This is a genomic window from Stutzerimonas chloritidismutans AW-1 (genome assembly GCF_000495915.1).
Classification (GTDB): domain Bacteria; phylum Pseudomonadota; class Gammaproteobacteria; order Pseudomonadales; family Pseudomonadaceae; genus Stutzerimonas; species Stutzerimonas chloritidismutans.
The window spans coordinates 13,716-38,643 of record NZ_AOFQ01000029.1 but is presented as its reverse complement, the minus strand read 5'-3'; the positions used below and the strand labels follow the sequence as shown (position 1 = coordinate 38,643).

Genomic DNA, 24,928 nt, shown 5'->3' with positions numbered 1-24,928 from the left:
TCAGGCGAACCCGGCGGACGCCTCTGCGGGCGCCGCGGTCGGGCACTCGGGTGTAATCAGCTGGCGACCGCCACCTCTGGCGCGGTCGCGAAGCTCCGGCAGAAGGCGTCGACGCTGGAGACCCAGCCGAAGAACGTCTCGATGTTGTACAGCGCCGCCTGCTGGGCGAACTCCGGCCCGGCCTGGTGCGTGGCATCGGCCAGCACCACACCGAAGTACTCCAGGTGGAACCCGTCGCGCAGGGTCGACTCCACGCACACATTGGTGGCGATGCCGGTGAACACCAGGTTGCGGATGCCACGGGCACGCAGGGTGCTGTCCAGCTGCGAATTGAAGAAACCGCTGTAGCGCGGCTTGGGCACCAGGATGTCGCCGGGCTGCGGCGCCAGTTCATCCACCAGCGCGTAATCCCAACCGCCCTTGGCCAGCAGCGTGCCGGCCAGTTCCGGGCGCTTGCGCATGGTCTTCAGCGCGTTGGACTTGTGCCAGTTCGGCGAACCCGGCCCGCCCGCCTCGACATAGCCTGCGTCCCAGCCGTTCTGCAGAAAGATCACCTGTATGCCGGCGGCGCGAGCCGCGCATAGTGCCTGGCGGATTTTCGCGATCACCGGCTGGGTCGCCGACACGTCGAAGCCGGCCAGATCCAGGTAGCCGCCGCGGCTGGCGTAGGCGTTCTGCATGTCCACCACGATCAGCGCGGTTTCGCTGGGCTTCATTGCCAGCGGCTCGGGCCGCGCCGGCAGCCGCACGGGTTCGTCGGGCGCGCTCAGGCCGTAGCCCGAGATCTGTTCGACGGCGCTCATCAGGCCGACTCCTTCAGCGCGTTGATGTGCCGGCGGCTCTGCATCAGCGGCTGGATCTTCTGGCCAAAGGCTTCGACGCCCTCGAGAAAGTCGTCGAAGGTCAGCATCACGCCCTGCATGCCCGGCACCGTGGCGATCTCGTCGAGCATCCGCGCTACGTTGGCGTAGGAGCCCACCAGCGTGCCCATGTTGATGTTCACCGCCGAGGTCGGATCGGCCATCTGCCGGATGTTGCTGTCCGCGCCCTTGTCGGCTGCGCCCTGCTCGCCGAGCCAGGCGATGGCTTCCTCGTCGGCGCCGGCCTTGTAGTGCTCCCACTTGGCCCGAGCGGCTTCGTCGGTTTCGTCGGCGATCACCATGAACAGCACACAGGAGGTGACATGTCGGCCGGTCTTGGCGCAGGCCGTCTGCAGCCGTTCGGCGGCCGGGGCGAAGGCGGTGGGAGTGTTCACGCCCTTGCCGAAGCAGAAGTTGTAGTCGGCGTACTGCGCCGAGAACGCCATGCCGGCATCGGATGAGCCGGCGCAGATGATCTTCATGTCCGCCTGCGGTGTCGGGCTGACGCGGCAGTCTTCCATCTGGAAGTGCTCGCCCTTGAAGTCGCTGCGGCCGGTGGCCCAGAGGTCGCGCAGCACCTGGGCGTACTCGCCGAGATACTGATAACGGGTGCCGAAGAACTCATCGCCCGGCCACATGCCCATCTGCGTGTATTCCGGTTTCTGCCAGCCGGTGACGAGATTCACGCCGAAGCGGCCGCCGGAGATCGAATCGATGGTCGAGGCCATGCGCGCGACGATGGCCGGCGGCAGGGTCAGGGTGGCGGCGGTGGCGAACAGCTGGATCTTGCTGGTGACCGCGGCCAGGCCCGCCATCAGCGTGAAGGATTCCAGGTTGTGCTCCCAGAATTCGGTTTTGCCGCCGAAGCCGCGCAGCTTGATCATCGATAGGGCGAAGTCGAAACCGTAGCCCTCGGCCTTCTGCACGATGGCCTTGTTCAGCTCGAAGCTCGGCATGTACTGCGGCGCATTCTCGGAGATGAGCCAGCCGTTGTTGCCGATCGGAATGAAAACACCAACATCCATGGGTAGCACCTCTGTACGCAATGGCTAGAAAGCGCTGCCCGAACGTGACGGGCAGGGTCGAAGGTGCGTTAGCAGGATGCAGGCCAGAAAGCGAATTGCCTTTCTTATCAACGATATAAGTTGCTTGTGTGGTGCGATGTGGACCATTTGGTCTGAATCGGAGCACCTGGTTTGTGCGCGGCGCACGAAGATCGTGCAGCAGTCGCAGCCGCCTTCGTCGCTCGTGCGCCACACGCTCACCGCGCTACAGTAGCGACTCGTTCGAACCCAGCCGGTAATCCCGTGACAGATCAGCCTCCCGTTCCGCCCCGCAAGCGCCTCACTGCCAGCAAGACCCCTCGGCTCAAGGGCGCGACCCGCGTACCGAGTGCCAGCGCGCAGGACCGGCGCCTGCGCATGATCGAAAGCAAACGCGCCAGCATCCTCCAGGCCGCGCTGGAGCTGTTCTCCCGTTTCGGCCTCCACGGCACCAGCCTCGATCAGGTGGCGACTCAGGCCGACGTTTCCAAGACCAACCTGCTGTACTACTTCGGCAGCAAGGAAGAGCTGTACACCAACGTCCTGCGCCAGCTGCTGGAGGTCTGGTTGCAGCCGCTGCAGGCGTTCTCCGTCGAGCAGGACCCGATCGAGGCGATCCGCGATTACCTGCGGGTCAAGCTCGAACTCTCCCGCGACCATCCCGCCGAATCGCGGCTGTTCTGCATGGAGATCATGCAGGGCGCGCCGCTGCTGCTGGGCGAGCTGCAGCAGCCGCTGCACGATCTGGTCGAGAACAAGGTCGCGGTGATCCAGGCCTGGATCGACGCCGGCAAGCTCGCGCCCATCGCGCCGCATCACCTGATCTTCTCGCTCTGGGCGACCACCCAGCACTACGCCGACTTCCGCGTGCAGGTCGAGGCCGTGGCCGGCAAGACGCTGGATGATCCGGCGTTCTTCGAGGAAACGCTCAAGAGCCTGCAGTCGCTGATCCTCGATGGGGTGAGGCCGCGATGAGCATGCTTTCCATCAAGCCGCCACGCTCCACGCTGAGCTGGCTCGGCCTGAAACTGCTGTCGATTACTCTGATCGCGCTGAGCCTTTCCGCCTGCTTCGAGGAGGCGCCGCAAGCAAACCCGCGGGCTAAGGACGTCACCGTGTCGACCGCCACCAACTTCGCCCGCGCGCTCGTTTCCAGCGACTTCACCGAGGCTCATACTCTTCTCTCAACGCAGGCGCACCAGCGATATTCCGCAGCGGAACTGCAGCAGGCTTATGCCGACATGACCTCCTACGGCGATGGTCCGGGCGCAGTGGATGGCCACGTCGAATTCATGGACGACTGGCCCGCCCGGCAGTCGCAGGACATCGGTTGGGCCTACGTTTCGATTACCGGTGCAGGCTTCATCGAGGCCGTGACGGTAGTCGTAGCCGAGGAGAACGGCGCCGCAAAGATTCGCGAGATCGAATGGGGGCGTCCCTGACTTGCCCCGGTCAACGCTAACGTTCTAGCGGCGAAGAACCGCTGCCTAGCGGCTGCCGTACGCTGCGTTCACCGGCTCACCCGCTGCAATCACCTTGCACGAATAGCCGCTGCTGTCTGTACTGGCTGGTCTAACCGTGCGCGGGCCGGAGCGCCTTGGGCACCTCCGGTATCAGCGCCCTCATGGAGTGAAACGATGAAACCGACATTCCAGCCTGGCCGAAATATCGCGATGAAGGTGCCTGCCCACGAATACCAGCGGACGCTCGCGTTCTACCGCGAGACGCTCGCACTGGAAGAACTCACCCCGGCGGGCGCTGAAGGTGAGCACACGCCGCGCTTCGATTTCGGCGGCAAGGTGCTCTGGCTGGACTGCGTGCCGGGCATCAGCCAGGCGGAGATATGGCTGGAGGTCGTCACGGATGACCTGAAAGGTGCTGCCGCCCACTTTGAGGACCACGCCTGCACCCGCCGGGACGAAATCGAACCGCTGCCGGAAGGCTTCAGGGCGTTCTGGATATCGAGCCCGGCCAATATCATCCATCTGGTTTCCGAAGGCACTGCGTCCTGACATACAGGCGGCATGATGACGAACGCTGCCTGTGATTCCGGGACTATGACGTGCATCCGCTTTTCGGAAATCGAACGGTACGTGCCTGCTCTGCCGGGACTCTATGAGATATACAAGGACGACGGCGCGGCGTTGAAGGTTGGAATCGGCGTCAACCTGCGCAAGCGGCTGATTCAGCACCGGAAGTCTCGCCAGAGCAGACTGATCCTCAGGGCTGGCGGTTACTGGAACAACCCTGCCGATGTCAGGAGCGCCCAGTCGATACTGGCTAAACATCTGTACTTTGCCGGCAGCATCGACGGATACGACCTCCGAGCGGAAGCGGGTCGGCAGGCGTTTCTCGAAGAGCGTTGCTACATCCGCGTCCGGATTACTTCGAGCCGTGAGGAGGCGCGTTCGCTGGAACGTGTGCTGGAGGCCGGCGGAGCCTTTCCTTTTCAGGGACGGGTTAATTCTGAGCGTTGAGCTCCGCCGGGTGGTGCCAGCAGTCGCCGCGCCTTCAAACCGCCTGCCTTTGCCGGTAGCCCTGCGCAACCTGCGCCAGCACCACCAGCGTCACGATGGGCAGCAGCCCGATGTTCACCGCCGCCCAGCCAGCCTGAGCGATCAACGCGCCAGAGGCGAAGGACATCACCGCGGCGACGCTGCCGTTGCTCAGCTCCATCAGGCCCTGTGCCCGGGCGCTCTCGCTTGCGGCATGGCCCTGGCCCAGCTGGGTGGTGCCGGCGACCAGCATCAGGTTCCAGCCGATGCCTAGTAGGCAGCTGCTGAGCAGGAAATGCCAGTGGCTGACGCCGAGCAGCGCGACCACCGCGCTGGCAATCAGCAATCCTCCACCCACACAGGCGACCAGCCGGCAGCCGAAGCGGTCCACCAGCGGCCCGGCGACGAATGCCGGGAGGAACATGCCGAGCATGTGCCACTGGATGACCTGACCGCTGGCCTGCAGATCCAGACCTTCGCCATGCATCGCCAGGGGCGTGGCGTTCATCACCAGAATCATCAGGCCGTGGCCGGCGGCGGTGGTCAGCACCGCGGCGCGAATGGTCGGCCGTGCAAGCAGCGCCTGCCAGCCGACAGTGGCCGCATCGGCCCGGGTCGCCGGCATTCCCGAGGTCGCCGGCAGCCCGGCCAAGATCATGAACCCCAGTGCCGCCAGAATGGCGATCAACAGATAGGTGCCGGCGAATGGAACGCTGGCGAGATCACGCGCCATGTGACCGAGCGTGGGCGCGATCAGCGCCGCCAGCACGCCACCGCCGATCACGCATGCCGTGGCGCGCCCCTTGAAGGCTTCGCTCACCGCTTCCAGCGCGGCGAAGCGGTAGTACATCGCCGAGGCCTGGTAGGCGCCGATGGGCAGAGCGCCGAGACAGAGCAGGGTGAAGCTGTCGAGCCAGAGCGACAGCGCGCTGATCAGTCCGCCCAACACGCCGGCCAACGCACCGATGAGAAAGCCGGCGCGACGGCCGCGGCGCTGCATCAGCCCCGCCAGTGGTTGCAAGGCGAGCAGGCCGCCGAGCATCAGCAGGGCCAGCGGTAGGGTGGCGAGACCGGCCGCCGGCGCCAGGCGCAGCCCGACGATGGAGGTGAAGATGATCCCGGTCATCGAGCAGGACCAGAACAGCGCCTGGGCGATGAACAGGCGCAGGACCTGAGGGTTGCTGAACAATAGGTGCATGGCGAGGCCCCTTGAGGGTGATGAGCGGGCACAGCGCTGCCTGGCGATAAGCCGGGCAAGCTGTGAACGGTGAGTGAGGTTCGGACGAAGCGTCAGCCGAAGCGCTGATAGAAGTCCCGCGGGCTGATCGACAGGTGTTTCTGGAAGCTGCGCCTGAGGTTCTCCGGATGGCCGAAGCCGGTCAGCCGCGCCACCGTCGCGATCGAGGCCTGGGCGTCGAGCAGCAGATTGCGCGCGGCTTCCAGGCGCACCCGTTCGATGTACTGGCCCGGCCCCATGCCGGTTTCCTGGCTGAACAGACGGCACAGGGTGCGCGGCGTCATATGCGCCTGGGCGGCCAGCGCCTCGATGGACAGGTCGTCGCCCAGGTGCCCGGGAATCCATTCCAGCAGCGCGGCAAGACGCGCCACGCCGCCACTCGGCGCCGCCAGCATCGGGCTGAACTGGGTCTGCCCACCCGGCCGGCGCAGAAACATCACCAGCCGCTGCGCAACCGAAAGCGCCAACGCGCGGCCGAGATCGGCCTCGACCAACGCCAGCGCCAGGTCGATGCCCGCCGTGACGCCCGCCGAGCTGAACAGATGCGCCGCCTGCGGATCGGTCGGGTCATAGGTGTGCAACCGGTCACCCTGCACCTCGATGGTCGGGTACGTGCCCAGCGCAGCGAGGTCCGCCCAGTGCGTGGTCGCCTTGCGTCCATCGAACAGCCCGGCCTCGGCCAGGATCAGCGCGCCGGAACAGACCGAGCCCAGGCGCCGCACCCTGGGTTCGGCGGCCCGCAGCCAGTCGAGCAGCGGTTGGTCGTGCTTCTGCGCATCCACGCCGACACCGCCCGGAACCAGCAAGGTATCCAGCGTGGCCGGATCGCACACGGCCCAGCTCGCATCCGCCACCAGCTTCAGCCCCGCCGAGGTGGCGACCGGGCCGACGCTGGCAGCGAGCAGCATCAGCTCGTAATGTCTCGGCAGGCCCTGACGCTGCCGCTCGACATTGGCCGAGGCGAACACCTGCATCGGGCCGGTGACATCGAGGCTCATCACATCCGGGTAGATCAGGCAGGCGACGGTGCGGGTGGCGTCCATGGTGCAGCTCTCAGGGTGGATGCCTGCAGTCTGCTGCCGAGGCGCCGCTGTCGCAATGACAAGGTTCCCACGGATCTTGCCATTTGCATTTCCTGATTTAGCGAGCCGGAGTGCTTTGCAGAACAGCGCAACCAGACGGTCGTGTTCGCATCCGCTCCAGATAGTCACGCAGCCGCGGCCATTGGCTGAGTAAGCCCGCTGGTTCGGTGATGAGCATCAGATAGTCGAGCATGGGTGTCAGCAATGCGTCTGCGATGCTCCAGTGCTCTGTGCAAAAGAAGAACTGCTCGCCCAGTTGCGTGTGCAAATGGCCGTTGCGCTCATTGGCGGTTTGGTATTGGCTCGCGCTGTGGAAGAACCCGATCTGTCCGAAGAGATTCTTGCCGCCTGCCGGTCGGACTGTCATGGCCTGCTTGCGCAGCAGCACTCGCTGAGTGCCAATGACGTCTAGTGGATCTACGCGACACGCCAGATGCTTCTCTAGCAGTGAGTGTTTGCCACGTTCGAACACGGGGATAGCGCGCTTCCGGCCGCTGTAACCGTTACCGTCCAGATAAGCCGCCGCCACCGAGCGCCTGCTCCCCCAGAAAAGGTTTCAGACAGCTATGTCCAGGCATACGCGCATCTGGATATTGACATTTATCGATATGAGGTCGAGGATCATCCGCTCGGCAGTGACGGTAGTACCGGACTGCACAGCCCTCACGGGGCCGTACTCACATTCGGTGAGGCAGCCTCCATCATTTAATATCTAGAATTCACGATATCTAAATCTTACGTTATGAATCATAAAGCACTTTTTACTCCCGGCTCCCTTGGCTCCTTCACGCTACGTAACCGCATCGTGCTGCCACCGCTGACACGCTCGCGCAGCTCGCAACCGGGCAATATTCCAAACGCCGTAATGGCGACCTACTACCAGCAACGTGCCAGTGCAGGGTTCATGGTGACGGAAGGCATTCAGATCGAGCCGCGAGGCCAGGGATATGCCTGGACGCCCGGGATCCACAGCCCTGAGCAGGTCGAAGGCTGGAAGGCCGTTACCCAGGCGGTGCATGACGAGGGCGGCGTGATTTTCGCCCAGCTCTGGCATGTCGGCCGTGTCTCGCACACCTCGCTGCAACCCGGCGGTGCGCAACCTGTTGCGCCGTCCGCCATTGCGGCGACCAACGTCAAAGTCTTTATCGAAACGGGACCGGGCGAGGGCGCGCTGGTCGAGCCCTCGATGCCGCGGGCGCTGTCCAATGCCGAAGTCAAAGAGCTGGTACAGCTCTATGCCGAGGCCGCACGCAACGCGATTGAAGCAGGCTTCGATGGCGTCGAGATTCACTGCGCCAACGGCTACCTGGTCAACCAGTTCATTTCCGCCCACACCAATCGCAGGACTGACGAATACGGCGGTTCGCTGCAGAACCGACTGCGTTTTCTGCACGAAGCGGTCCAGGCGATAGCCGACGCCATCGGTGCCGAGCGCGTGGGGGTTCGTTTTGCGCCGCTGTTCGCCAGTACGGATGAGGAGCGCGTCTACCTTGGCCTGGTGGAGCAAGACCCGCATGAGACCTACATCGAAGCGGTGAAGATTCTGCAAACCATCGGCGTCGCGTACGTATCACTGGCCGAGGCCGATTGGGACACCGCGCCCGAACTGCCCGGCAGTTTCAGAGAGGCGGTTCGTGCGGCGTTCAACGGCGCGATCATCTACGCAGGCAAGTACACCCCGGAGCGCGCCACCGCGGCGATCGAAGCCGGTTGGGCGGACCTGATCGCCTTCGGCCGTCCGTTCATTGCCAACCCGGACCTGCCGGCGCGCATTGCCCGTGGCTGGCCTATGAACCCGCTGGATGCCAGCAGCATGTACGGCGGCACCGAAAAGGGTTACATCGACTACCCGGTGTACGCGCACTGAGTCGGCGTGCGTGCACGGCCGTGGCGTGCACGCAGCCAGCACCGACAAAGTATCGTAAGATCGCGAAAACCCATTACCTGCCGCGGATATGAGCATAGACATCAGTGAAGCGCTGAAGGCCCTGGATAACCCCACACGCCTGGCCATTCTTACCCTGCTGAAGGACCCGAAGACCAACTTCCCCGAGCAGGAAGCCGATCCCGAACAGCTGGGTGTCTGCGTCAGCATCATCCAGGAGCGTGTGGGGTTGTCGCAGTCCACCGTTTCGAATTACCTGGCGGCGCTCCAGCGCGCGCAGTTGGTGACGTCGCAGCGTATCGGTCCCTGGACCTACTACAAGCGAAACGAAGAGAAGATCGCTCAGCTGCTCGAGGCGCTCAGCAAAGCCATCTGAGCTGGCTGTGAACTGCGTGTCGCTGGCGTCAGCAGCATGTGAGTCGATCGTTTTTTCCGCCGGACGTGACGGGTCGCCCGCAATGGGGCGCAGTTATCGACTGACCTTGCTCGCCCGATATCGACCCGGCGTCATGCCGACCACCGTCTTGAAGTCATGAATGAAGTGCGCCTGATCGCTGTATCCGCAGGCCAGGGCGGTGTCCAGTAACGGCTGGCCGGCGCGCAGCTGGTTGCGCACCAGCGCCACGCGCTGGATGCGGCTGAACTGCTTGGGTGTCATTCCTACATGATGGCGGAACAGGCGCTCCAGCTGGCGCTGGCCGAGCGGTACGGACTGGAGGAGGTCGGCCAGGCGTGCACGGCCCTCGGTCGCGGTGATCTCCGACAGTAGCTGTTGCACTGGGGAGCGTCGCTCCTGAGTCGCCTGCAGACGTCTGATCAATTCCTGCTCTACCAGCAGTTGCTGCGCCTCGCGGCTCAGCTCGGCCAGTTGGTCGACCATCCCGGCAAACCCCAGTCGCTGCCAGTCGGAGCTATGAAAGCCCGCCAGCTCATCCAGGCTGATGACAAAGAACGCCGCGCCCATCCCAGGGCGAAAGCGCACGCCCATCAGCCTCACCTGCCCAGCCAGTTGCAATCGCGAACTGGCAAGCTGCGGCCCGGCGATCAATGCACGCGGCTTGTGCAGATGACCATCGAAGGCCAGCGGGTCGGCGAAATTGAAGATGACCCCACAGGCGCCGTCCGGATGCAGCATCTGCTCGTCGTACACCGTGGCGGCGTCACCCTCCAGCCACCAGAAACGCTGCACGTAGGCAGCCAGTGCTGGCGCAGGCGGGCGAGTCAGGAAGCCACTGATGTGTGGCAGTCGTTCGTGCAGGGCGGACATGGAAGGCGGCGTTCAAAGATGTCGAAAATCTACAATAGCTCAGCTCGGCGGCTGCGTAGCCTTGGCTGCACATTCAAACCGAGGAGTGACCACCATGCGCATGAACTACCAGGCCGCCGCCCCCGATGTGATGACCGCCATGATCGGGCTGGAAACCTACCTGGCGCGGCAGAGTCGCCGCGAGGACGGCGTCGACAAACCGCTGATGGAGCTGGTCAAGATCCGCGTCTCGCAGATCAACGGGTGCGCCTACTGCCTTGACATGCACACCAAGGACGCCCGCGCCCTCGGCGAAACCGAGCAGCGCATCTATGCCCTGAGCGCCTGGCGCGAAACCCCGTTCTTTACCGACCGCGAACGCGCCGCGCTGGCCTGGGCCGAGGCCAACACCCTGTTGCCGCAAGGCGTTTCGCAACAGCTGTTCGAGGAGGTGCGTGAGTATTTTTCCGAAGCCCAGCTCGCCAACCTGACCCTGGCCATCGCCACCATCAACGCCTGGAACCGCTTTGGCGTGTCCTTCGCGCCGGTGCCGGGCAGCTACCAGCCGGGATAGGGCGGATGCCTGCCGCCACTCGGCCGGAAGGTCGGGCGGTCAGGGCTTGATCTGCTGGTTGCCCATGGCGCAGAAGCTCTGCGCCTGCCGGGCAGCCGGCAGCGCGCGCAGGCGGCTCATGCATTGGGCCTGGCTTGGCGTCCGCTCCACGCTGAGCATCGCGTTCTCGTCGACAGCGATCAGGTAGGGCTGGTTGTAGCGCGGGCCATCGTGCCAGCTGCTGAACTGCAGATCGCTGAAGGCGCAGCGATAGTGCATGTGGCCGGCGAAGCCCTTGAAAAGATCGTTCCGGAAGATGTGATGGTATTTCTGCCAGTCACGGGCGCGCTGGCCCTCGCGCACCGCTTCGCGGCACCCCTCCAGTTCGGTGATATCCGCTTCATGTAGAAACGCGCTCTGCGCCAGGCTGGTGCCGTCCAGCTGTACCGTGGCGACCAGATAGACCCGCTGTTCGGCCGCCTGTGCCGTGAGCGCCATCAGCAAACCCAGCGCCAACATCCCTGTTCTGATCAATCTGCAATGCTCCTGAAGGGCCGTTTCGTCGAGGACCGCACCCTAGCCGAGGAGCGCGTCGGGAAACAAGCGTGCGAGTTGCCGGAAAAGGGCGCCGATCGAGGGGATGAACTCCATTGTCGGCTGCTGTCGAAATCAGTGTGTCCAGCGCGTTCGTTCATACGGGGAAATGAAATGTTGCAAGCCCATCGCGGCATCCGGCTAACGCTCGGCGGCTTTGCTGTAAATTGGCCTGCCATTGGCAATGAAATCTCCCTTACATGACCCTCCTGATAGCGTTCGCTGTCTTATCCATCCTCGTTTCATTCATCTGTTCGATCCTCGAAGCCGCACTGCTCTCGCTGACACCGAGCTTTATCGCGCACCAGAAGACGACCCGTCCGAAGCTGTACGAGCGCCTCAAGGAACTGAAAGACAAGGTCGACCAGCCACTCGCGGCCATCCTGACCTTGAATACCGTCGCCCACACCGTTGGCGCGACCGGTGTCGGTGCGCAGGTCACCGTGGTATTTGGCAACGGCTATGTCGGTATCGCCTCGGCGGTGATGACGGTACTGATCCTGGTGCTTTCGGAAATCCTGCCCAAGACCATCGGTGCCCGTTACTGGCGCACGTTGGCGCCGTACCTGCCGCCTCTGCTGAACGGCATGATCTGGATTCTGAAGCCCTTCATCTACCTGTCCGACATGATCATGCGGCTGGTCGGTGGCAAGGAGCCGGAGCACGACATCCGCCAGGAGATCAAGGCGTTGACGGTGCTTGGTCGCGAGAACAAGAGCCTCGACGAGGACGAGCAGCGTGTCATCAGGAACATCCTCGACCTGCACGAGATCAAGGTCCGTGACGTCATGACACCGCGTACGGTGTGCGACTACACGTCGCCGGAGACCAGCATTGGCGCATTCAAGGAGCAGGTTGCCGACAGCCAGTTCTCGCGCTACCCGGTGATTGGCGATGACGAGAGCCCGCTGGGTGTGGTGTTCCGCTATGACGCCCTGTCAGCGACCGATGACGAGGCGCCGGTCTCGACGATCATGAAGCCGATGAAAGTCGCGCCGGAAATGACCAGCGTCGAGAACCTGATGACTCAGCTGCTGCACGAGCGCCAGCACATGTGCCTGGTCTACGACGAGTTCGGCAGCTGGCGCGGCCTGGTGACGCTGGAAGACATCATGGAAACCATCATCGGCCAGCCGATCATGGACGAAACGGACGACATCCCGAACATGCGCCGCTTCGCCAAGCGCCGCTGGGATCACCGCATCAAGCGCGCCCGCGACAGCTGACCGAGCATGCGGAGCGGGTCTGCCGCTCCGCATGAAGCTGCCGGATATCAGCGCTTGACCGTCCCGAACCGCATGAAACGCGTCTCGCCGCTGGCATCCTCGACCCCGTCGTTATCGGTGACGACGAACAGACGCCCCTGCTTGTCGACCGCCGCACCTTCGACCTTGTCCAGCACCCAGCCACCGGTGCTCTTCAGATCAGGTAGCAGATCGCGCTCCAGACGCTTGCTTGCGAGCGGGAAGCGCTGACCTTCGGCGGCGGGCTGCAGGCCATTCAGGTCGATGCGGTACAGACGCTTGATCTGTGCCGCCGGGCCCTGCTGGTTGTCGCGCTCGATCACCAGGAACTGGCCGTTGCCGATTGAAGTGAGTTCGGACAATCCGACCCAGCCGCCCTCGGCTGCGGCGTCGAGCGGGTAGTGGATGAAGCCCCATTCACCAGTGCCCGGGTTGAACACGCCGATGCGCACCCGCCCGGCGGGGTCGTTCTTCCACTCGCGTTGAAAGGCCACGTAGACGCGGGTGCTGGCGCCTTCGCCGACCACCGCGACGCCCTCGAAACCGTTGCTGGTCTGCTGGGCGGCGACTTCCGCGGGCAGGGCGAACTCGTCCAGTACTTCGCCTCTGGCGTTGGCGTGGATCAGCAGGTTCGGCCTGGCCTTGCCGTTACCTTCCGAAGCCAGCCAGAAATCGCCATTGCTGGCCTGGGCGATGCCTTCCAGATCGTAGTCGACGCTTGCGCCAGCCTTGCGCAGTTCGATCTGGCGGTCGATCAGTGCCGGTGTCTGGCTGGTGTCGATGCTGAAGATCCGCGACGCCTTGTAGTAGCTGTCCGGCACCGCATAGAGGCGGTCGGACTGGCTGCGGTCCGCGACCAGGCCGCTCAGAGCGCCCCAGGGGATCAGGTCGCGATCAGTGGAGCGGATCTCCGGGTAAGGTGCGGTCTTGGCACCGTATTGGTAGATCGAGAGCGTCGACCGGTAGCCGTCCTCGGCCGAATCCTCCTCGCTGCTGACCACCAGCAGGTTGCGCGACGGGATCGGCAGGATGCCCTCCGGCCCCATGCCCGTCGGCAGCAGCTGATGCATCACCGGCGCCCAGGGGCGAGCCACGTCGTAGACGGCGACCGCATTGCCGCGCTCGCTGCCGACGAACAGCAGGCTGTGCTTGCGGAAACGCGCCGCGGCGATGCCTTCCGGCTCGATGCCCTTGTTCTCCGAGCGGTTTTCCGGGTAGTGCCCGGCGCGGATGAAGGCGTGTTCCAGCGAGGCGCCGGCCTCGTGCCAGACGTGGCCGTTGTAGTCGAACAGGGTGAAGCTGCGGCTGCCGCCTTGCGCGCCTTCGGCATCCTCGTAGTCGCCCTCGTTGGCGGTCGCCAGCAGCGGCCCGACCCAGGCGATCGAATCCGGCTCGCGACGCTTGCCAGCGAGCACGCCGACCGGTTCGATGCGGTCGTTCTCCTCGACGTCCACACCTTGCAGATCCACCTGGCCGGCGCTGAAGTGGCGCATCACCCGGCCACGACGCAGGTCGACCAGCACGATGTGGTTGTTTTCCTGCAGGGTGACGGCGGCCACGTCCTGGTCGTTGATGCTGACGTACTCAGGCTCCGGATCACCCGGCGCGACCTCGGCCAGGCCGGTCAGGTCGACGTCCCGCGTGCGCCAGCGCGACGGCTGACCCTTGAGGTCGACGATGCGCAGAAAGCCGGCCGGCAGCTGTGGGATCAGCCCGTCGTTGAGGTCCTCGTCGCGCTCGTTCTCGATCGCCACCGCGGCATAGCGGCCCCGCGGGCTGATGGCGATGGAATCCGGCTGGCCACCCATGGGCAGCGTGGCGACGCGTTTGGGTTGCGCCGGATTGCGAATGTCGAACACCGCCAGCACACCATCGGGCTGGGTGAAGCCGAGCGAGGTGTTCACCGCGACCAGCGCGTAGTGGCGATGTACGGCGACCGAGGTCGGCTCGCCTTCCAGCTGGATAAAGCCCGCCGGCTGCGGCGCTTTCGGATCGCGAATGTCCACCAGGCCGATGCGCTCGCCAGGGCTGTCGGTGTAGATCAGCGTGCGGCCGTCGCGACTCACCGCGGTGATCTCGGCTACGGTCTGCCGGGTGGCATCCTCATCGGCACCCAGGTTGCGAAAGACCGGGAAGGTCGCGACCCGCTCGAAGTAGTCTGCGGCGCGGAGAGGTGCCGCCTGCGAGGCCAGCGGCAACAAGGCCAAGGACAGGGCAGTGGACAATACGGTGCGGGTCAGGCGGGTCGGAGTTCTCATGCGGGCCTCGGCGGTCAGTGTGGGGGACAGCCAGAACACGCTAGGGCCGGATTGTTACGTGGCGGTGACGGCGAGGAGGTCGAGCATTACGGGAGGAGATGCGGGTGGCATCGGTTCTGCGTTGCCGGCGCGTTGGTTATCGCTCCCGCTGGCAGGCGGATACCCGTGCAGGCTCAATCGACGGCCGGCACCGCTTCGTACAGCTCCAGCGGCAGGCCGTCCGGGTCCGCGAAGAAGGTGAATCGGCGACCGGTGTACTCATCCAGCCGAATCGCTTCCACCGCAACGCCCTGACGCTCCAGCCATGCCTTGCACTGCGCGACGTCGTCCACCGCAAACGCCAGATGCCGCAATCCCTGCGCCTCCGGTCGTGAAGGGCGCGGCGGCGCATCGGGAAAGGAAAACAGCTCGAGCTGAGCGCCATCCGGCAGCGCGAGGTCGAGCTTGTAGGAGCGACGCGCCTCGCGGTAATGCTCGGCAATCACCGTCAGCCCCAGCGTCTCGGTATAGAAGCGCTTCGATACGACATAGTCCGAGCAGATGATCGCGACGTGGTGGATGGAGCGGAGCATGCGCAAGGTCCAGCGGGAATTGTCGGGTAGAGACTGTCAGGAAAGGCGAGTGTTCGACGAGCCGGATCGTTACATCTCGTTCGGTTCTCTGCCCTGGAGGCCCAGCGCAGTCACCGTCAATAGAATCAGCCCCATGCCCAGGATCTGCAGCGCTGCCAGACTCTCATCCAGTACCACGACGCCGAAGAGCGAAGCGGTTACCGGCTCGACCATCGCCACGATGGACGCCACAGCCGGTGCGGTATGTCTGAGCCCGACGATGTAGAGAATGAAGGACAGCCCTGCGCCGACCACACCCAGAACGATGAACATTGGCCAACTCGGGGCGCCTGGCACCGCCGCTGCCTGTTGCGCGTCGCTCATCGAGGCGAGTATGCCAACGAGCACGGCGAACGCTATGACGAGAATCGCCTGAGGACTGCCGTGGGGCGCCGCGTACTTGAACGCAAAAATAAAAGTCGCATAGGACAAACCGGATAGCAGGCCGGCTCCGACTGCCACGAGTGTAATGTCGCTCGCGCCGACGTCATGGATACCGGTCAGCAAGATGACGCCGAGCATCACCGTTGCGATTGCTGCCCATTTGAACAGCGTCGGCCTTTCGAGTCCGAATGCGAAGGATGCCAGGTAGACGAACACCGGCGCTGAGTACATCAGGGTCGCTGCCACCGCAACGCTGCCCTCAGCGATGCTCAGGAAGTAAAAAGAGAAGTTGCCCGCCACGCCGATGCCGGCGATTACCGACCAGAACCACAGCCTGTGGCTCGTCATTCCACTGCCGGCCGGGCGTAATGCCAGCCAGATGAGCACGCTCACGAGGCCGATCAGGCCCCGGTAGAGCGAGACTACGGTGGGACTCCAGCCCTCGCTGATGAGGATGCCGCCTATCCCACCCGATAGTCCCCAGCACAGTGCCGCAAGCACCACCAATAGCGCGCCCAGGCTTGCCGGTTTCCCCTGAGTTCTTCCATTTGTTCGCGGCGAGCGCTGCGCCATAAGGTCATCTATGCCTTGAAGAAAGCCGCAAGGGACCAACCTGCAGCGCCCGCCGGGGCGCATGAGGAGCAGCCGGTAACTGCGCGGTCACCGGCCTGCTACTCGTCACTGGTTGCGCGTCACCCGCCAGACCACATTGGCCAGGTCGTCCGCGACGATCAGGGCTCCGCTGGGGTCGACGGTCACGCCCACCGGACGACCGCGGGTTTTGCCGTCCTTGCGGAAGCCGGTCATGAAGTCGACAGGTTCGCCTGCCGGGCGGCCATCGCGGAACGGCACGAAGACCACCTTGTAGCCGGACGGATCTTCCCGGTTCCAGCTGCCGTGCTCGCCGACGAACGCGCCTTCGGTGAATTGCTCGCCCATGACATCCGAGGAAAAGTCCAGGCCCAGCGCGGCGACGTGGGCGCCCAAGGCGTAGTCCGGGGTGATCGCCTGCTTGACCTTGTCCGGGTCCTGCGGACGGACGCGATCGTCGACGTTCTGCCCCCAGTAGCTGTAGGGCCAGCCATAGAAACCGCCTTCCTGCACCGAGGTCAGGTAGTCCGGCACCAGGTTTTCGCCCAGTTCGTCGCGCTCGTTGACCACCGACCACAGCTGGTCGGTGCCGGGCAGTATCGCCAGGGCCGTGGGGTTGCGCAGGCCGGTGGCGTAGGGCTTGTAGGCGCCGGTTTCGGTGTTGATCTGCCAGACCATGGCGCGGTCGACCTCGGCTTCCATGCCGCGCTCGGTGATATTGCTGTTCGAGCCGATGCCGACGTAGAGGTACTGGCCATCGGGGCTGATGGTCATCGCCTTGGTCCAGTGGTGGTTGATCTCCGAGGGCAGGTCAACGACCTTGGTCGGCGGACCGCTGGCTTCGGTCTGACCTTCCTCGTATTCGAAACGCACCAGTTCGTCCTGGTTGGCGACGTAGAGGTTGCCATCGTGGAAGGCCAGTCCATAGGGGGCATTAAGTTCATCGGCGAAGACGTTCTGCATTTCGTAGCGGCCGTCGCCATCGGCATCTCTCAGCAAGGTCAGCCGGTTACCGCTTTTGACCGACGTGTTGCCCTTCGCCTTGATGTAACCGGCGATCACGTCTTTCGGTTTCAGCTTGGCTGCATTGCCGCCACGACCTTCGGCCACAAGGATGTCGCCGTTGGGCAGCACCAGGGTCTGGCGCGGGATCTGCAGGTCGGTGGCGATCGCCGTCACGCTGTAGTTTTCCGGCACCGTGGGTGTTGCATCGCCCCAGGGTGTCGGCTCGGCGATCTTCATGCTCGGCAGCATTCCGCGGTCGGGTTCCGGCAGTTTGGGGTTGGCACCGTACAGGCTGGCGGCGTCCTGCTCATCGCCACCGCAGGCGCTAAGAAACAACGCGATGGTCAGTGCGGAGAGTGCATTGGTGTGCTTCATGCTTCACCTCCGTCACGCAGGTTGGAAAGGCCGATCCACGCGGCGGCGCAGGCCAGCAGAGTGACGATCACCGAGAGCACCAGGCCGGTCGGCATAACTGCCCAGGCGTCCTTGGCGTGCTGCAGTGCATTGATGAAGCCGAGTACCCAGGTCGCCACGAGCAACAGCAGATAGATCAGCGGTCGCCCTGCCCTGTGCCTGGCCTTGATCAGGTTGACGACCGCGAACAGGATCGCCAGTCCGCAGAACACCAGCCCGCCGGCGATCAGCCAGGAGGCGAAGTTGCTCCATTGAATCTGGTAGCTGCGAAAGTAGGCGACGTCGCTCAGCAGTGCGCCGAGAAACAACGGCACGCTTCCGGCCAGTAGGATCGAGTGCAGCGGATGCGGCACATGGCGGGAAACGCTGTGAGTGGTTTCTGTGGTGCGGTGGGTAATGACGGTCACAAGGAACTCCTCATTGCTTTCGACCAGCCCTGCGCGGCGCGGATCGCTCTGAAGGTGCTTAAGAGGGGATCGTGTCGTCGGGCCGTTAGTTCACTCCTATCGCTGAGCGGCGGGGCTGACCTCGGCTGCTGCAGCCCTCGCCCGCTTTTCGTGCCTCATGCACAAACCAAGTGCTCCGAACCGGACCATTTGATCCGTTATTTTCCCGCCATAACGCTAAACCACTGATCTAAAAGAGAATCGATCCGGTGGCACGCTTTCTGCTCTCTCCTCGAAAGTCGCCCGTGTGCAAAGGGCGGCGGCATCGCACATACAGAGAAGCGCCTGCGCCACTGGCGACGCGCTCAGTTTCCGCCCTGCGTCAGAGGAGTGCGTCACCCATGACTCTGCAATACGTTCCCATCATCGACCTGGCGCCGTACTTTTCCGGCACCCCGGAGGGCAAAACCCAGGTAGCCAAGGCCGTCGACCAGGCCTGTCGTGACATTGGATTTCTGGTCATCACCAACCATCAGATCCCCACAGAACTGATTGAGCGCGTGTCGCGGCTGACGCGGCAATTCTTCGCTTTGCCACTCCCGGAAAAGCGCAAGGTCGACCGGCCCAGCCCCGACATGGTGCGCGGCTACAGCGCGGTGGCGGAGGAGAGCCTGTCGTACTCACTGGAGGAGGCGGCGCCGGGCGATCTCAAGGAATCCTTTTCCATCGGCCCCAGCGATGTGCCGGCTGAGGACTACTACCGCTGCGCCGCTGCCGGCCCGCATTTCGCGCCGAATGTCTGGCCGGCCGACATTGAAGGCTTCGAGCGGGCCTATCGCGACTATTTCGCCGCGATGAGCGAATTGGCGCAGTCGCTGATGCGCATCTTTGCCCTGGCGCTGGACCTGCCGGAAACCTTCTTCGACGACAAGATCGACAAGCACATCAGCATGTTCCGCAGCCTGAGCTATCCGGACCTAAAGGGTGAAGTCGAGCCAGGTCAACTACGCGCCGGTGCCCATACCGATTACGGCAGCCTGACCATCGTCAAGCCGGACAACGCGTTGGGCGGTCTGCAGGCGCGCAACCGCCAGGGCGACTGGGTGGACGTGCCTTATGTGGAGAACGGATTCGCGGTGAACATCGGCGACCTGATGATGCAGTGGACCAACGACCAGTGGATTTCCACTCTGCATAGGGTGGTCAACCCGCCGGCCGACAGCGCCGCCGACAACGGTCGCCAGTCGCTGGTGTTCTTCCATCAGCCCAACTACGACGCGCTGATCGAGTGCCTGCCGAGTTGCTGCAGCGCCGCCAATCCCCCGCGCCACGCGCCGGTCACCTCCGGCGACAACCTGCTCTCCAAGTTCGTCAAGCAGACCACCTTCGGCAAAGGCCTGGAGGTCGCATGAGCACGCTGTCCTACGTCAACGTTTTCGCCCGCGACATCGAAGCCCTGAGCGGCTTCTACCGCGAGCTGTTCGGCTTCCGGAACATTCCTGATATCGCCTCACCGATCTTTCGCGGGCTGGATACCGGCAAGAGCTGCATCGGCTTCAACGCGCCGGACGCCTACGAGCTGCTGCATCTGGATGAGTACGCCGACACGCGCGGCTGCAAGTTCCTGCTGAACATCGATGTCGACTCGAAAGACGAGGTCGACCGCCTGGTGCCCGTTGCCGTCGCCATGGGCGCGACGCTGATCAAGGCACCCTACGAGACCTATTACCACTGGTATCAGGCGGTGCTGCTGGACCCGGAAAACAACGTGTTTCGCATCAACCACATGCTTTGACGTGCCAACCTCAGGAAGACCAAAAATGCTCAATCAGATGAAACGGACCTTGTGTGCGGCGGTGGCTCTCGGCCTGGCGACGACTGTTGGCGCCGCCGCGGCGCAGGAAGGGCAGGGGCTGACCCTCGATAAGCCGGCGAAGATCGCCATGCTCTACATCAGCCCGCGCAACGACGGCGGCTGGACCCAGGCCTTCGACGAGGCGCGGCAGAAGCTCGAAACCGAGCTGGATACCAAGATCCAGTACGTCGAGAGCGTGCCGGAGAACGCCTCTTCTATCCGCCCAGCCGTGGACCGGCTGATCCAGCGTGGCGCCAACGTCATCATCGGCACCGCGTTCGGCTACTCGGACACCTTCAAAGAGCTGGCCGAAAAATACCCGGACGTGGCGTTCCTCAACGGCTCGGGCACCACCAACAGCGGCAATCTCGAATCCTTCTATGGGCGCACTTACGAGAGTCAGTACCTGTGCGGCATGGCCGCGGGCGCGGCGTCGAAGACCGGCAAGCTCGGCTTTGTTGCGGCCAATCCCTTCGGTCAAGTCAACTGGACGGTCAACGCCTTCGCCCTCGGCGCCCAGCAGATCAACCCGGACGCCACCGTCACCGTGGTCTACACCGGCGCCTGGAACGATCCGGTCAAGGAACGCGCCGCCGCCATGGCTTTGATCGACGCCGGCGCCGATGTGCTCGGCCAACACGTCGATAGCCCGACACCGCAGATCGTCGCCCAGGAGCGCGGCGTGCACGGCACTGGCCACCACCGAGACATGCGCGAGTTCGCCCCGGACGCCACCGTCTGCTCCTCGGTCTGGGTGTGGGACAAGTTCCTAGCCCCGGAGCTGAAGAAGATCAGTGCCGGCAACTGGACGCCACCGGAAAACGGCGCGCTGCTGTCCATGGCCGAAGGCGGCACCGATGCTGCCTGCTGCGGCCCTGCGGTTTCCGAAGCAGACAAGGCGAAGATCATGGCCGCCCGCGAAGAGCTGCTCAAAGGCGAGAAGAAGATCTATGCCGGGCCCATGGTCGACCGTGACGGCACCGAGCGCATCGCCGCCGGCGAGGTCATGGCCGACCCTGCGCTGTGGCAGATGGACTGGTTCGTCAAGGGAGTGATCACCCAGCAATGAGCAACCTCAACGCGATCCAGCTGACCGGGGTGAGCAAGTCGTTCGACGGCTTCATGGCCCTGTCCCAGGCGGACTTCACCGTCAAGTGGGGCGAAGTGCACGCGCTGCTTGGCGAGAACGGCGCAGGCAAATCCTCGCTGATGAACATCGCCGCTGGCTTGTACGCACCGGAAAGCGGATCGCTGTTGATCAATGACAATGCGGTGCGGCTCAGCGGCCCGCGGGATGCTGGTCGCTACCACATCGGCATGGTTCACCAGCATTTCAAGTTGGTGAAGCCCTTTACCGTGGCCGAGAACATCCAGCTGGGGCTGCCCGTGGGGCCCGGCAATCATGCTTTCGCGGGCAGCCATCGGCAGCGCTTGGCTGCATTGGAGCAGCGGATCAGCGACAAGGCAGCAGAGCTGGGTTTCACCATCGACCCGCGCAAGGTCACCGAGTCGCTGTCGGTGGCCGAGCAGCAGCGGGTGGAAATTCTCAAGGTGCTGCTGGCGGGGGCGCGGATATTGATTCTCGACGAGCCAACAGCGGTGCTGACCGATGGGGAAGCCGAGCGCCTGCTGGAAACGGTGCGCGCCTTTGCTCGTCAGGGCGCAGCGGTGATCCTTGTCACCCACAAGATGAGCGATGTGAAACGCTTTGCCGACCGCGTCACCGTGATGCGCGGCGGACGGACGATTCAAACCCTCGATCCGCATACGGTCTCCGTGCCGGAGTTGGTGCGCCTGACCGTGGGCGAATCCGCACCGGCCAGCGAGTATCAACCGGCGACGCCCGGCGAGGTGCGGCTGCAAGTGCGTGATCTCAGATCGACCGGCGGGGGCGAGCATGGCGCACTCAATGGCGTGACGCTGAGCCTGCGCGCGGGCGAGATCTACGGCATCGCTGGCGTCGGCGGTAACGGCCAGAGCGAGTTGGCGAACGTGTTGATGGGCTTGCCCGAGTCCTGCGAAGGCACGTTGGAATTGACCGGTTTTGGCGATCTGCGCCGGGCCAGCCCTGAGCAGCGCCGGGAGTTGCGCATCGCCTCGATTCCGGCCGATCGCTACGGCACCGCGCTGGCTGGCGAGCTCTCGGTGGCCGAGAACTTCGGTGTCGGGCAGATCCACAGTGGGCGCTATGGTTCGTTCTTCAATCTCCGGCGCAAGCGTCTGGAGGCCGACGCCGCAGAGGCGGTGGCCGGATTCGACGTGCAGGGCGTGCGCTCCCTGAAGCAAAAGGCCGCGCTGCTCTCCGGTGGCAACGCGCAGAAGCTGGTGATCGCCCGCGAATTCTCCCGCGACCCGCAACTGGTGTTGGTACACAGCCCCAGTCGCGGGCTCGACGTACGCGCCACCGCTGCCGTGCATGGCCGCCTGCGCGCCGCCCGCGATGCCGGTGCGGCCGTGCTGGTGATCAGCGAAGACCTCGACGAAGTGCTGGCCCTAGCGGATCGAATCGGCGTGATGAACGCCGGGCGCATTGTTGCCGAGTTCGACCGGCCCGCGGATCGCCAGGCCATTGGTAGGGCGATGGTCAGCCATGGGGAGCTGAGCCATGGCGAGTTGAATCTAGAAGGGGTAAACCATGAATGAACAGGTGCGCCCCGTGATGCTGGAGCAGGCTGCGCAAGCGGCCGAGCGCCCGAAACAGCCGCTGCTGTCGCGGCGTTACGCACTGGAGATCCGCCAGCAACTGGCTTGGCATTGGCAGGCTGTGATCATCGGTCTCGCCCTGCTGTTGGGGCTGGGTATTTCCGCCGCCATCCTGATCGCTGCTGGCGTACCGGCCGGTGAGCTGCTCAATGAGTTTGTCATCCTCACGGTATTCGATGCACAGAGCCTGAAAGCGGTCTTGTTTCAGGCATCGCCGATGATCCTCGTCGGCTTGGCCGGCTGCATGGCGTTCCGCGCCAAGTTCTGGAACCTCGGGCTTGAGGGTCAGATGATCTGGGGCGCCATCGGTGCGACGGCGATCTCGCTGTTCGAGATCGGCCCGCAGGCGCTGCGTCTGCCGCTGATGCTCGCAGCGGCGATCTTTTGCGGGCTGCTCTGGGCGCTGGCGCCGGTGTTGCTCAAGCTGCGGCTGAAGGTCAACGAGATCATCTCGACGCTGATGCTCAACTACCTGGCGATCAATTTCCTGCTGCACCTGCTGTACGGCAGCTGGAAGGACCCGAGGAGCTCGTTCCCCTATTCGCCGCAGTTCCAGCCGTTCGAGCGCTTGCCCGAACTGTTCGATGGCATCAGCGCGGCCGTGCCACTGGCGGTGGTCGTCGCGCTGCTGGCGCTGTGGTTTCTCGGCATCTCCCGCGCCGGGCTGTACCTGCGCTTTGTCGATGCCAACCCGCGGGTGGCCGGCGCGGTGGGCGTGCCGGTGCAGAAGATGATCATCGGCACGGTGCTGATTTCCGGCGCCATCGCCGGGATCGCCGGATTCCTCGTCACAGCAGGGCAGGAGGGGCGGCTGACCCAGTCGTTCTATCAGGGCTACGGCTTCTCCGGCATCCTCATCGCCTTTCTCGCCCGCAACAACCCGGTGGCGGCACTGGTGGTGGCGCTGCTGATGGCGATGCTGTTCGTTGCCGGGCGCAGCCTGCAGGTGTTCTACCAGATCCCCTTTTCCATGGTGCAGCTGATCCAGGCGATCCTGGTGATCTGCGTCGCCTCTTCGGATTTCTTTATCCGCCACCGTATCCGCCGCGTTCAGGGAGGCGAAAGCTGATGGACATGATCGCCAACTGGCTTGGGAACACACCGGACTTCGCCGTACCTTTCGCCCTCGCGGCGCTGGGGCTGATTCTCACCGAGCGTGCCGGGGTGCTGTCGCTGGGGGCCGAAGGGCTGATGCTGGTCGGCGCGTTGGCCGGTATCGGCGCGCAGCTGACCTACGGCACGCCGGGCATCTCCCTTTTCCTGGCCATGGTTGCAGCCGCGGTGGTGTCGTTGCTGTTCGCACTGATGGTACTGGTGCTGCGGATCAACCAGGTGATCGCAGGGTTGGCGCTGGTGTTCTTCTGCCAGGGGCTGACCGGGCTGCTCGGCACGCTGCTGGACTGGACCAACAAGCCGGTGAAGGGGTTGGGCGCGGTCGAGCTGTGGCCGCTGTCGGAGTTGCCGCTCCTGGGCAAAGTCTTCGTGCAGAACCCGCTGGTGTTCATTACGCCGCTGATCTTTCTCGCCGTGATCTGGTTTCTTACCCGCACCACCACCGGCCTGCGGATGCGTGCGGTGGGTGAGAACCCGCAGGCGGCGGACGCGGCGGGCATCTCCGTGCTCGGCTATCGGCTGGCGGCGATTCTCGCCGGCGCCGCGCTGATCGGACTGGCCGGCGGCTATATCTCGGTGCTCAGCACCAAGCTGTGGATCGCCGATATGACTGGCGGACGCGGCTGGATTGCCGTGGCGCTGGTGATTTTTGCCCGCTGGTCGCCGTGGAAGGCGCTGGCCGGTGCGCTGCTGTTCGGCTGCATCGAGGCGCTGATCCCGCAACTGGCCGCCTCCGGCGTGCGTCTGCCGCAGTACTTCGTGCTGATGACGCCCTACGCCGTGACCCTGGCGGTGATGATCTGGGTCGCCAGCGGCAAGAACGTTTCCGGCAATCAGCCGGGCGCGCTGGGTATTCCCTTTATCCGCGAGGAGCGCCGCTGAGGGTCACGGCGCTTATTGCGCCGGGCTCTGGTCGCTGGAGCGGCAGGTGATCTCCGCGTAGGGCTCGTCCGGCGAATAGTCCCCAGGCACCCGCTCGGTGCGCTGGGTATTTGGCGCGACGGTGAAAACCGGCGACGCCGAGGTATCCGAGCGCGCGTCATTCGGTACATGGAACTCGCAGGTAATCTGGCCGCCCGTGCGGTTCATCACCTTCACCGCCCGCACGCCAAGCAGCTCGCCTTCGACCCCTTCGGATTTGGCCGGCACGCCCATTGGGCTGATCTCAACATCGAGGCCGTTGAGGTGGGTGACCACTTCCGGCGGCGGCGTTTGTGCGAACGCCAGCGGGGCGCAGAGCGCCAGACCGCAGGCGAGAAATAGCTGCTTGCTCATTGAAACCTCCAATATTCGGTCCCCTTTAGAAGAGCTGACCGGGGGTCGGTTCGATCGCTGCGCCAATCAATGATTGCAAATGATTAGAAGCGTC

At 64.2% G+C, this 24,928-nt stretch carries 27 protein-coding genes; 14 read left to right on the top strand and 13 right to left on the bottom strand.

Annotated features, from left to right (window positions below; genetic code table 11):
- Positions 1-56: 56 nt before the first annotated feature.
- Together rutB and rutA are read right to left on the bottom strand one after the other, a co-directional pair.
- Entirely contained in the window at positions 57-803 is a 747-nt protein-coding gene (rutB, locus tag F753_RS34545) for a pyrimidine utilization protein B (protein ID WP_023445070.1), read from the bottom strand.
- On the bottom strand, positions 803-1,885 hold the full coding sequence (gene rutA / locus F753_RS34540) for a pyrimidine utilization protein A (RefSeq protein WP_023445069.1): 1,083 nt from the start codon (positions 1,883-1,885) through the stop codon (positions 803-805). The genes rutB and rutA overlap by 1 nt, the downstream gene beginning before the upstream one ends.
- Before the next feature lie 282 nt (positions 1,886-2,167).
- Here rutA and rutR point away from each other — a divergent pair, with 282 nt between their 5' ends.
- From rutR to F753_RS34520, 4 genes are all read left to right on the top strand, one after another.
- Positions 2,168-2,878, top strand: a complete 711-nt coding sequence (gene rutR, locus F753_RS34535) for an HTH-type transcriptional regulator RutR (RefSeq protein WP_031297577.1) — start codon at positions 2,168-2,170, stop codon at positions 2,876-2,878.
- Between the two features lie 2 nt (positions 2,879-2,880).
- The gene (locus tag F753_RS34530; protein ID WP_156924035.1) at positions 2,881-3,345 is read left to right on the top strand and encodes a hypothetical protein; all 465 of its coding nucleotides are present in this window, start codon (positions 2,881-2,883) and stop codon (positions 3,343-3,345) included.
- A 195-nt stretch (positions 3,346-3,540) separates the two neighbouring features.
- Positions 3,541-3,915, top strand: a complete 375-nt coding sequence (locus F753_RS34525) for a VOC family protein (RefSeq protein WP_023445066.1) — start codon at positions 3,541-3,543, stop codon at positions 3,913-3,915.
- A 15-nt stretch (positions 3,916-3,930) separates the two neighbouring features.
- Complete coding sequence (locus tag F753_RS34520; protein ID WP_023445065.1) at positions 3,931-4,380, top strand: GIY-YIG nuclease family protein; 450 nt, start codon at positions 3,931-3,933, stop codon at positions 4,378-4,380.
- Positions 4,381-4,414: 34 nt separating this feature from the next.
- On the opposite strand, the gene F753_RS34515 is transcribed toward F753_RS34520, so the two are convergent.
- The 3 genes from F753_RS34515 to F753_RS0124850 all read right to left on the bottom strand — a co-directional run bounded on the left by F753_RS34515 (position 4,415) and on the right by F753_RS0124850 (position 7,105).
- Positions 4,415-5,596 (bottom strand): MFS transporter, encoded by a 1,182-nt coding sequence (locus F753_RS34515; RefSeq protein WP_023445064.1) that lies wholly within the window; start codon positions 5,594-5,596, stop codon positions 4,415-4,417.
- Between the two features lie 92 nt (positions 5,597-5,688).
- Positions 5,689-6,678, bottom strand: a complete 990-nt coding sequence (locus F753_RS34510; protein WP_023445063.1) for a GlxA family transcriptional regulator — start codon at positions 6,676-6,678, stop codon at positions 5,689-5,691.
- A gap of 97 nt (positions 6,679-6,775) precedes the next feature.
- A complete protein-coding gene (locus tag F753_RS0124850; protein WP_023445062.1) occupies positions 6,776-7,105 on the bottom strand; it encodes a glutathione S-transferase C-terminal domain-containing protein in 330 nt (109 codons plus the stop codon).
- Positions 7,106-7,459: 354 nt separating this feature from the next.
- Here F753_RS0124850 and F753_RS34505 point away from each other — a divergent pair, with 354 nt between their 5' ends.
- Both F753_RS34505 and F753_RS34500 read left to right on the top strand, forming a co-directional pair.
- Positions 7,460-8,584, top strand: a complete 1,125-nt coding sequence (locus tag F753_RS34505; protein WP_031297571.1) for an alkene reductase — start codon at positions 7,460-7,462, stop codon at positions 8,582-8,584.
- Between the two features lie 88 nt (positions 8,585-8,672).
- Complete coding sequence (locus F753_RS34500; protein WP_014819114.1) at positions 8,673-8,978, top strand: ArsR/SmtB family transcription factor; 306 nt, start codon at positions 8,673-8,675, stop codon at positions 8,976-8,978.
- Positions 8,979-9,071: 93 nt separating this feature from the next.
- Here the strand turns inward: F753_RS34500 and F753_RS34495 are convergent, their stop codons facing one another.
- Entirely contained in the window at positions 9,072-9,869 is a 798-nt protein-coding gene (locus F753_RS34495; protein ID WP_023445059.1) for a helix-turn-helix transcriptional regulator, read from the bottom strand.
- A 94-nt stretch (positions 9,870-9,963) separates the two neighbouring features.
- Here F753_RS34495 and F753_RS34490 point away from each other — a divergent pair, with 94 nt between their 5' ends.
- Positions 9,964-10,422 (top strand): carboxymuconolactone decarboxylase family protein, encoded by a 459-nt coding sequence (locus F753_RS34490; protein WP_015275696.1) that lies wholly within the window; start codon positions 9,964-9,966, stop codon positions 10,420-10,422.
- A gap of 39 nt (positions 10,423-10,461) precedes the next feature.
- On the opposite strand, the gene F753_RS34485 is transcribed toward F753_RS34490, so the two are convergent.
- The gene (locus F753_RS34485) at positions 10,462-10,920 is read right to left on the bottom strand and encodes a hypothetical protein (RefSeq protein WP_023445058.1); all 459 of its coding nucleotides are present in this window, start codon (positions 10,918-10,920) and stop codon (positions 10,462-10,464) included.
- A 275-nt stretch (positions 10,921-11,195) separates the two neighbouring features.
- Between F753_RS34485 and F753_RS34480 the strand changes: the two genes are divergently transcribed.
- Positions 11,196-12,221: a CNNM domain-containing protein gene (locus F753_RS34480; RefSeq protein ID WP_023445057.1), complete on the top strand. Its 1,026-nt coding sequence runs from the start codon at positions 11,196-11,198 to the stop codon at positions 12,219-12,221.
- Between the two features lie 47 nt (positions 12,222-12,268).
- Here the strand turns inward: F753_RS34480 and F753_RS34475 are convergent, their stop codons facing one another.
- The 5 genes from F753_RS34475 to F753_RS34455 form a co-directional block, all read right to left on the bottom strand.
- Entirely contained in the window at positions 12,269-14,497 is a 2,229-nt protein-coding gene (locus F753_RS34475) for an esterase-like activity of phytase family protein (protein ID WP_023445056.1), read from the bottom strand.
- A gap of 173 nt (positions 14,498-14,670) precedes the next feature.
- Positions 14,671-15,069, bottom strand: coding sequence for an SMU1112c/YaeR family gloxylase I-like metalloprotein (gene gloA2, locus F753_RS34470; protein ID WP_023445055.1), 399 nt, complete (start codon positions 15,067-15,069; stop codon positions 14,671-14,673).
- A 69-nt stretch (positions 15,070-15,138) separates the two neighbouring features.
- Positions 15,139-16,065 carry a DMT family transporter gene (locus F753_RS34465; protein ID WP_023445054.1) on the bottom strand — a complete coding sequence of 309 codons (927 nt, stop codon included), beginning with the start codon at positions 16,063-16,065 and terminating at the stop codon, positions 15,139-15,141.
- 105 nt (positions 16,066-16,170) lie between these two features.
- Positions 16,171-17,463, bottom strand: a complete 1,293-nt coding sequence (locus tag F753_RS34460) for a PQQ-dependent sugar dehydrogenase (protein WP_023445053.1) — start codon at positions 17,461-17,463, stop codon at positions 16,171-16,173.
- Positions 17,460-17,909, bottom strand: coding sequence for a DUF2231 domain-containing protein (locus tag F753_RS34455; protein ID WP_014819122.1), 450 nt, complete (start codon positions 17,907-17,909; stop codon positions 17,460-17,462). The genes F753_RS34460 and F753_RS34455 overlap by 4 nt, the downstream gene beginning before the upstream one ends.
- Positions 17,910-18,289: 380 nt before the next feature.
- Between F753_RS34455 and F753_RS34450 the strand changes: the two genes are divergently transcribed.
- From F753_RS34450 to F753_RS34425, 6 genes are read left to right on the top strand one after another with little or no spacing between them, the layout of a single operon-like run.
- The gene (locus tag F753_RS34450) at positions 18,290-19,300 is read left to right on the top strand and encodes an isopenicillin N synthase family dioxygenase (protein ID WP_023445052.1); all 1,011 of its coding nucleotides are present in this window, start codon (positions 18,290-18,292) and stop codon (positions 19,298-19,300) included.
- A complete protein-coding gene (locus tag F753_RS34445; RefSeq protein WP_023445051.1) occupies positions 19,297-19,683 on the top strand; it encodes a VOC family protein in 387 nt (128 codons plus the stop codon). The genes F753_RS34450 and F753_RS34445 overlap by 4 nt, the downstream gene beginning before the upstream one ends.
- Before the next feature lie 25 nt (positions 19,684-19,708).
- Positions 19,709-20,812, top strand: a complete 1,104-nt coding sequence (locus F753_RS34440; protein WP_023445050.1) for a BMP family ABC transporter substrate-binding protein — start codon at positions 19,709-19,711, stop codon at positions 20,810-20,812.
- Positions 20,809-22,386, top strand: a complete 1,578-nt coding sequence (locus F753_RS34435) for an ABC transporter ATP-binding protein (protein WP_023445049.1) — start codon at positions 20,809-20,811, stop codon at positions 22,384-22,386. Before F753_RS34440 ends, F753_RS34435 begins: the two co-directional genes overlap by 4 nt.
- Positions 22,379-23,515 carry an ABC transporter permease gene (locus F753_RS34430; protein WP_023445048.1) on the top strand — a complete coding sequence of 379 codons (1,137 nt, stop codon included), beginning with the start codon at positions 22,379-22,381 and terminating at the stop codon, positions 23,513-23,515. Before F753_RS34435 ends, F753_RS34430 begins: the two co-directional genes overlap by 8 nt.
- Positions 23,515-24,441 (top strand): ABC transporter permease, encoded by a 927-nt coding sequence (locus tag F753_RS34425; protein ID WP_023445047.1) that lies wholly within the window; start codon positions 23,515-23,517, stop codon positions 24,439-24,441. The genes F753_RS34430 and F753_RS34425 overlap by 1 nt, the downstream gene beginning before the upstream one ends.
- Positions 24,442-24,453: 12 nt before the next feature.
- Here F753_RS34425 and F753_RS34420 read toward each other — a convergent pair whose 3' ends face one another.
- A complete protein-coding gene (locus F753_RS34420; protein WP_023445046.1) occupies positions 24,454-24,834 on the bottom strand; it encodes a hypothetical protein in 381 nt (126 codons plus the stop codon).
- Positions 24,835-24,928 lie beyond the last annotated feature (94 nt).

Bases quoted from the DNA above. Each gene is read 5' to 3' on its own strand.
- F753_RS34425 (WP_023445047.1), top strand. From the start codon at position 23,515: ATGGACATGATCGCCAACTGGCTTGGGAACACACCGGACTTCGCCGTA.
- F753_RS34475 (WP_023445056.1), bottom strand. From the start codon at position 14,497: ATGAGAACTCCGACCCGCCTGACCCGCACCGTATTGTCCACTGCCCTG.
- F753_RS34520 (WP_023445065.1), top strand. From the start codon at position 3,931: ATGACGAACGCTGCCTGTGATTCCGGGACTATGACGTGCATCCGCTTT.
- F753_RS34525 (WP_023445066.1), top strand. From the start codon at position 3,541: ATGAAACCGACATTCCAGCCTGGCCGAAATATCGCGATGAAGGTGCCT.
- F753_RS34500 (WP_014819114.1), top strand. From the start codon at position 8,673: ATGAGCATAGACATCAGTGAAGCGCTGAAGGCCCTGGATAACCCCACA.
- F753_RS34510 (WP_023445063.1), bottom strand. From the start codon at position 6,678: ATGGACGCCACCCGCACCGTCGCCTGCCTGATCTACCCGGATGTGATG.
- gloA2 (WP_023445055.1), bottom strand. From the start codon at position 15,069: ATGCTCCGCTCCATCCACCACGTCGCGATCATCTGCTCGGACTATGTC.
- F753_RS34460 (WP_023445053.1), bottom strand. From the start codon at position 17,463: ATGAAGCACACCAATGCACTCTCCGCACTGACCATCGCGTTGTTTCTT.
- F753_RS34435 (WP_023445049.1), top strand. From the start codon at position 20,809: ATGAGCAACCTCAACGCGATCCAGCTGACCGGGGTGAGCAAGTCGTTC.
- F753_RS34505 (WP_031297571.1), top strand. From the start codon at position 7,460: ATGAATCATAAAGCACTTTTTACTCCCGGCTCCCTTGGCTCCTTCACG.
- rutA (WP_023445069.1), bottom strand. From the start codon at position 1,885: ATGGATGTTGGTGTTTTCATTCCGATCGGCAACAACGGCTGGCTCATC.
- F753_RS34440 (WP_023445050.1), top strand. From the start codon at position 19,709: ATGCTCAATCAGATGAAACGGACCTTGTGTGCGGCGGTGGCTCTCGGC.
- F753_RS34485 (WP_023445058.1), bottom strand. From the start codon at position 10,920: ATGTTGGCGCTGGGTTTGCTGATGGCGCTCACGGCACAGGCGGCCGAA.
- F753_RS34465 (WP_023445054.1), bottom strand. From the start codon at position 16,065: ATGGCGCAGCGCTCGCCGCGAACAAATGGAAGAACTCAGGGGAAACCG.
- F753_RS34420 (WP_023445046.1), bottom strand. From the start codon at position 24,834: ATGAGCAAGCAGCTATTTCTCGCCTGCGGTCTGGCGCTCTGCGCCCCG.
- F753_RS34480 (WP_023445057.1), top strand. From the start codon at position 11,196: ATGACCCTCCTGATAGCGTTCGCTGTCTTATCCATCCTCGTTTCATTC.
- F753_RS34515 (WP_023445064.1), bottom strand. From the start codon at position 5,596: ATGCACCTATTGTTCAGCAACCCTCAGGTCCTGCGCCTGTTCATCGCC.
- F753_RS34450 (WP_023445052.1), top strand. From the start codon at position 18,290: ATGACTCTGCAATACGTTCCCATCATCGACCTGGCGCCGTACTTTTCC.
- rutB (WP_023445070.1), bottom strand. From the start codon at position 803: ATGAGCGCCGTCGAACAGATCTCGGGCTACGGCCTGAGCGCGCCCGAC.
- F753_RS34495 (WP_023445059.1), bottom strand. From the start codon at position 9,869: ATGTCCGCCCTGCACGAACGACTGCCACACATCAGTGGCTTCCTGACT.
- F753_RS34530 (WP_156924035.1), top strand. From the start codon at position 2,881: ATGCTTTCCATCAAGCCGCCACGCTCCACGCTGAGCTGGCTCGGCCTG.
- F753_RS34490 (WP_015275696.1), top strand. From the start codon at position 9,964: ATGCGCATGAACTACCAGGCCGCCGCCCCCGATGTGATGACCGCCATG.
- F753_RS34445 (WP_023445051.1), top strand. From the start codon at position 19,297: ATGAGCACGCTGTCCTACGTCAACGTTTTCGCCCGCGACATCGAAGCC.
- F753_RS34430 (WP_023445048.1), top strand. From the start codon at position 22,379: ATGAATGAACAGGTGCGCCCCGTGATGCTGGAGCAGGCTGCGCAAGCG.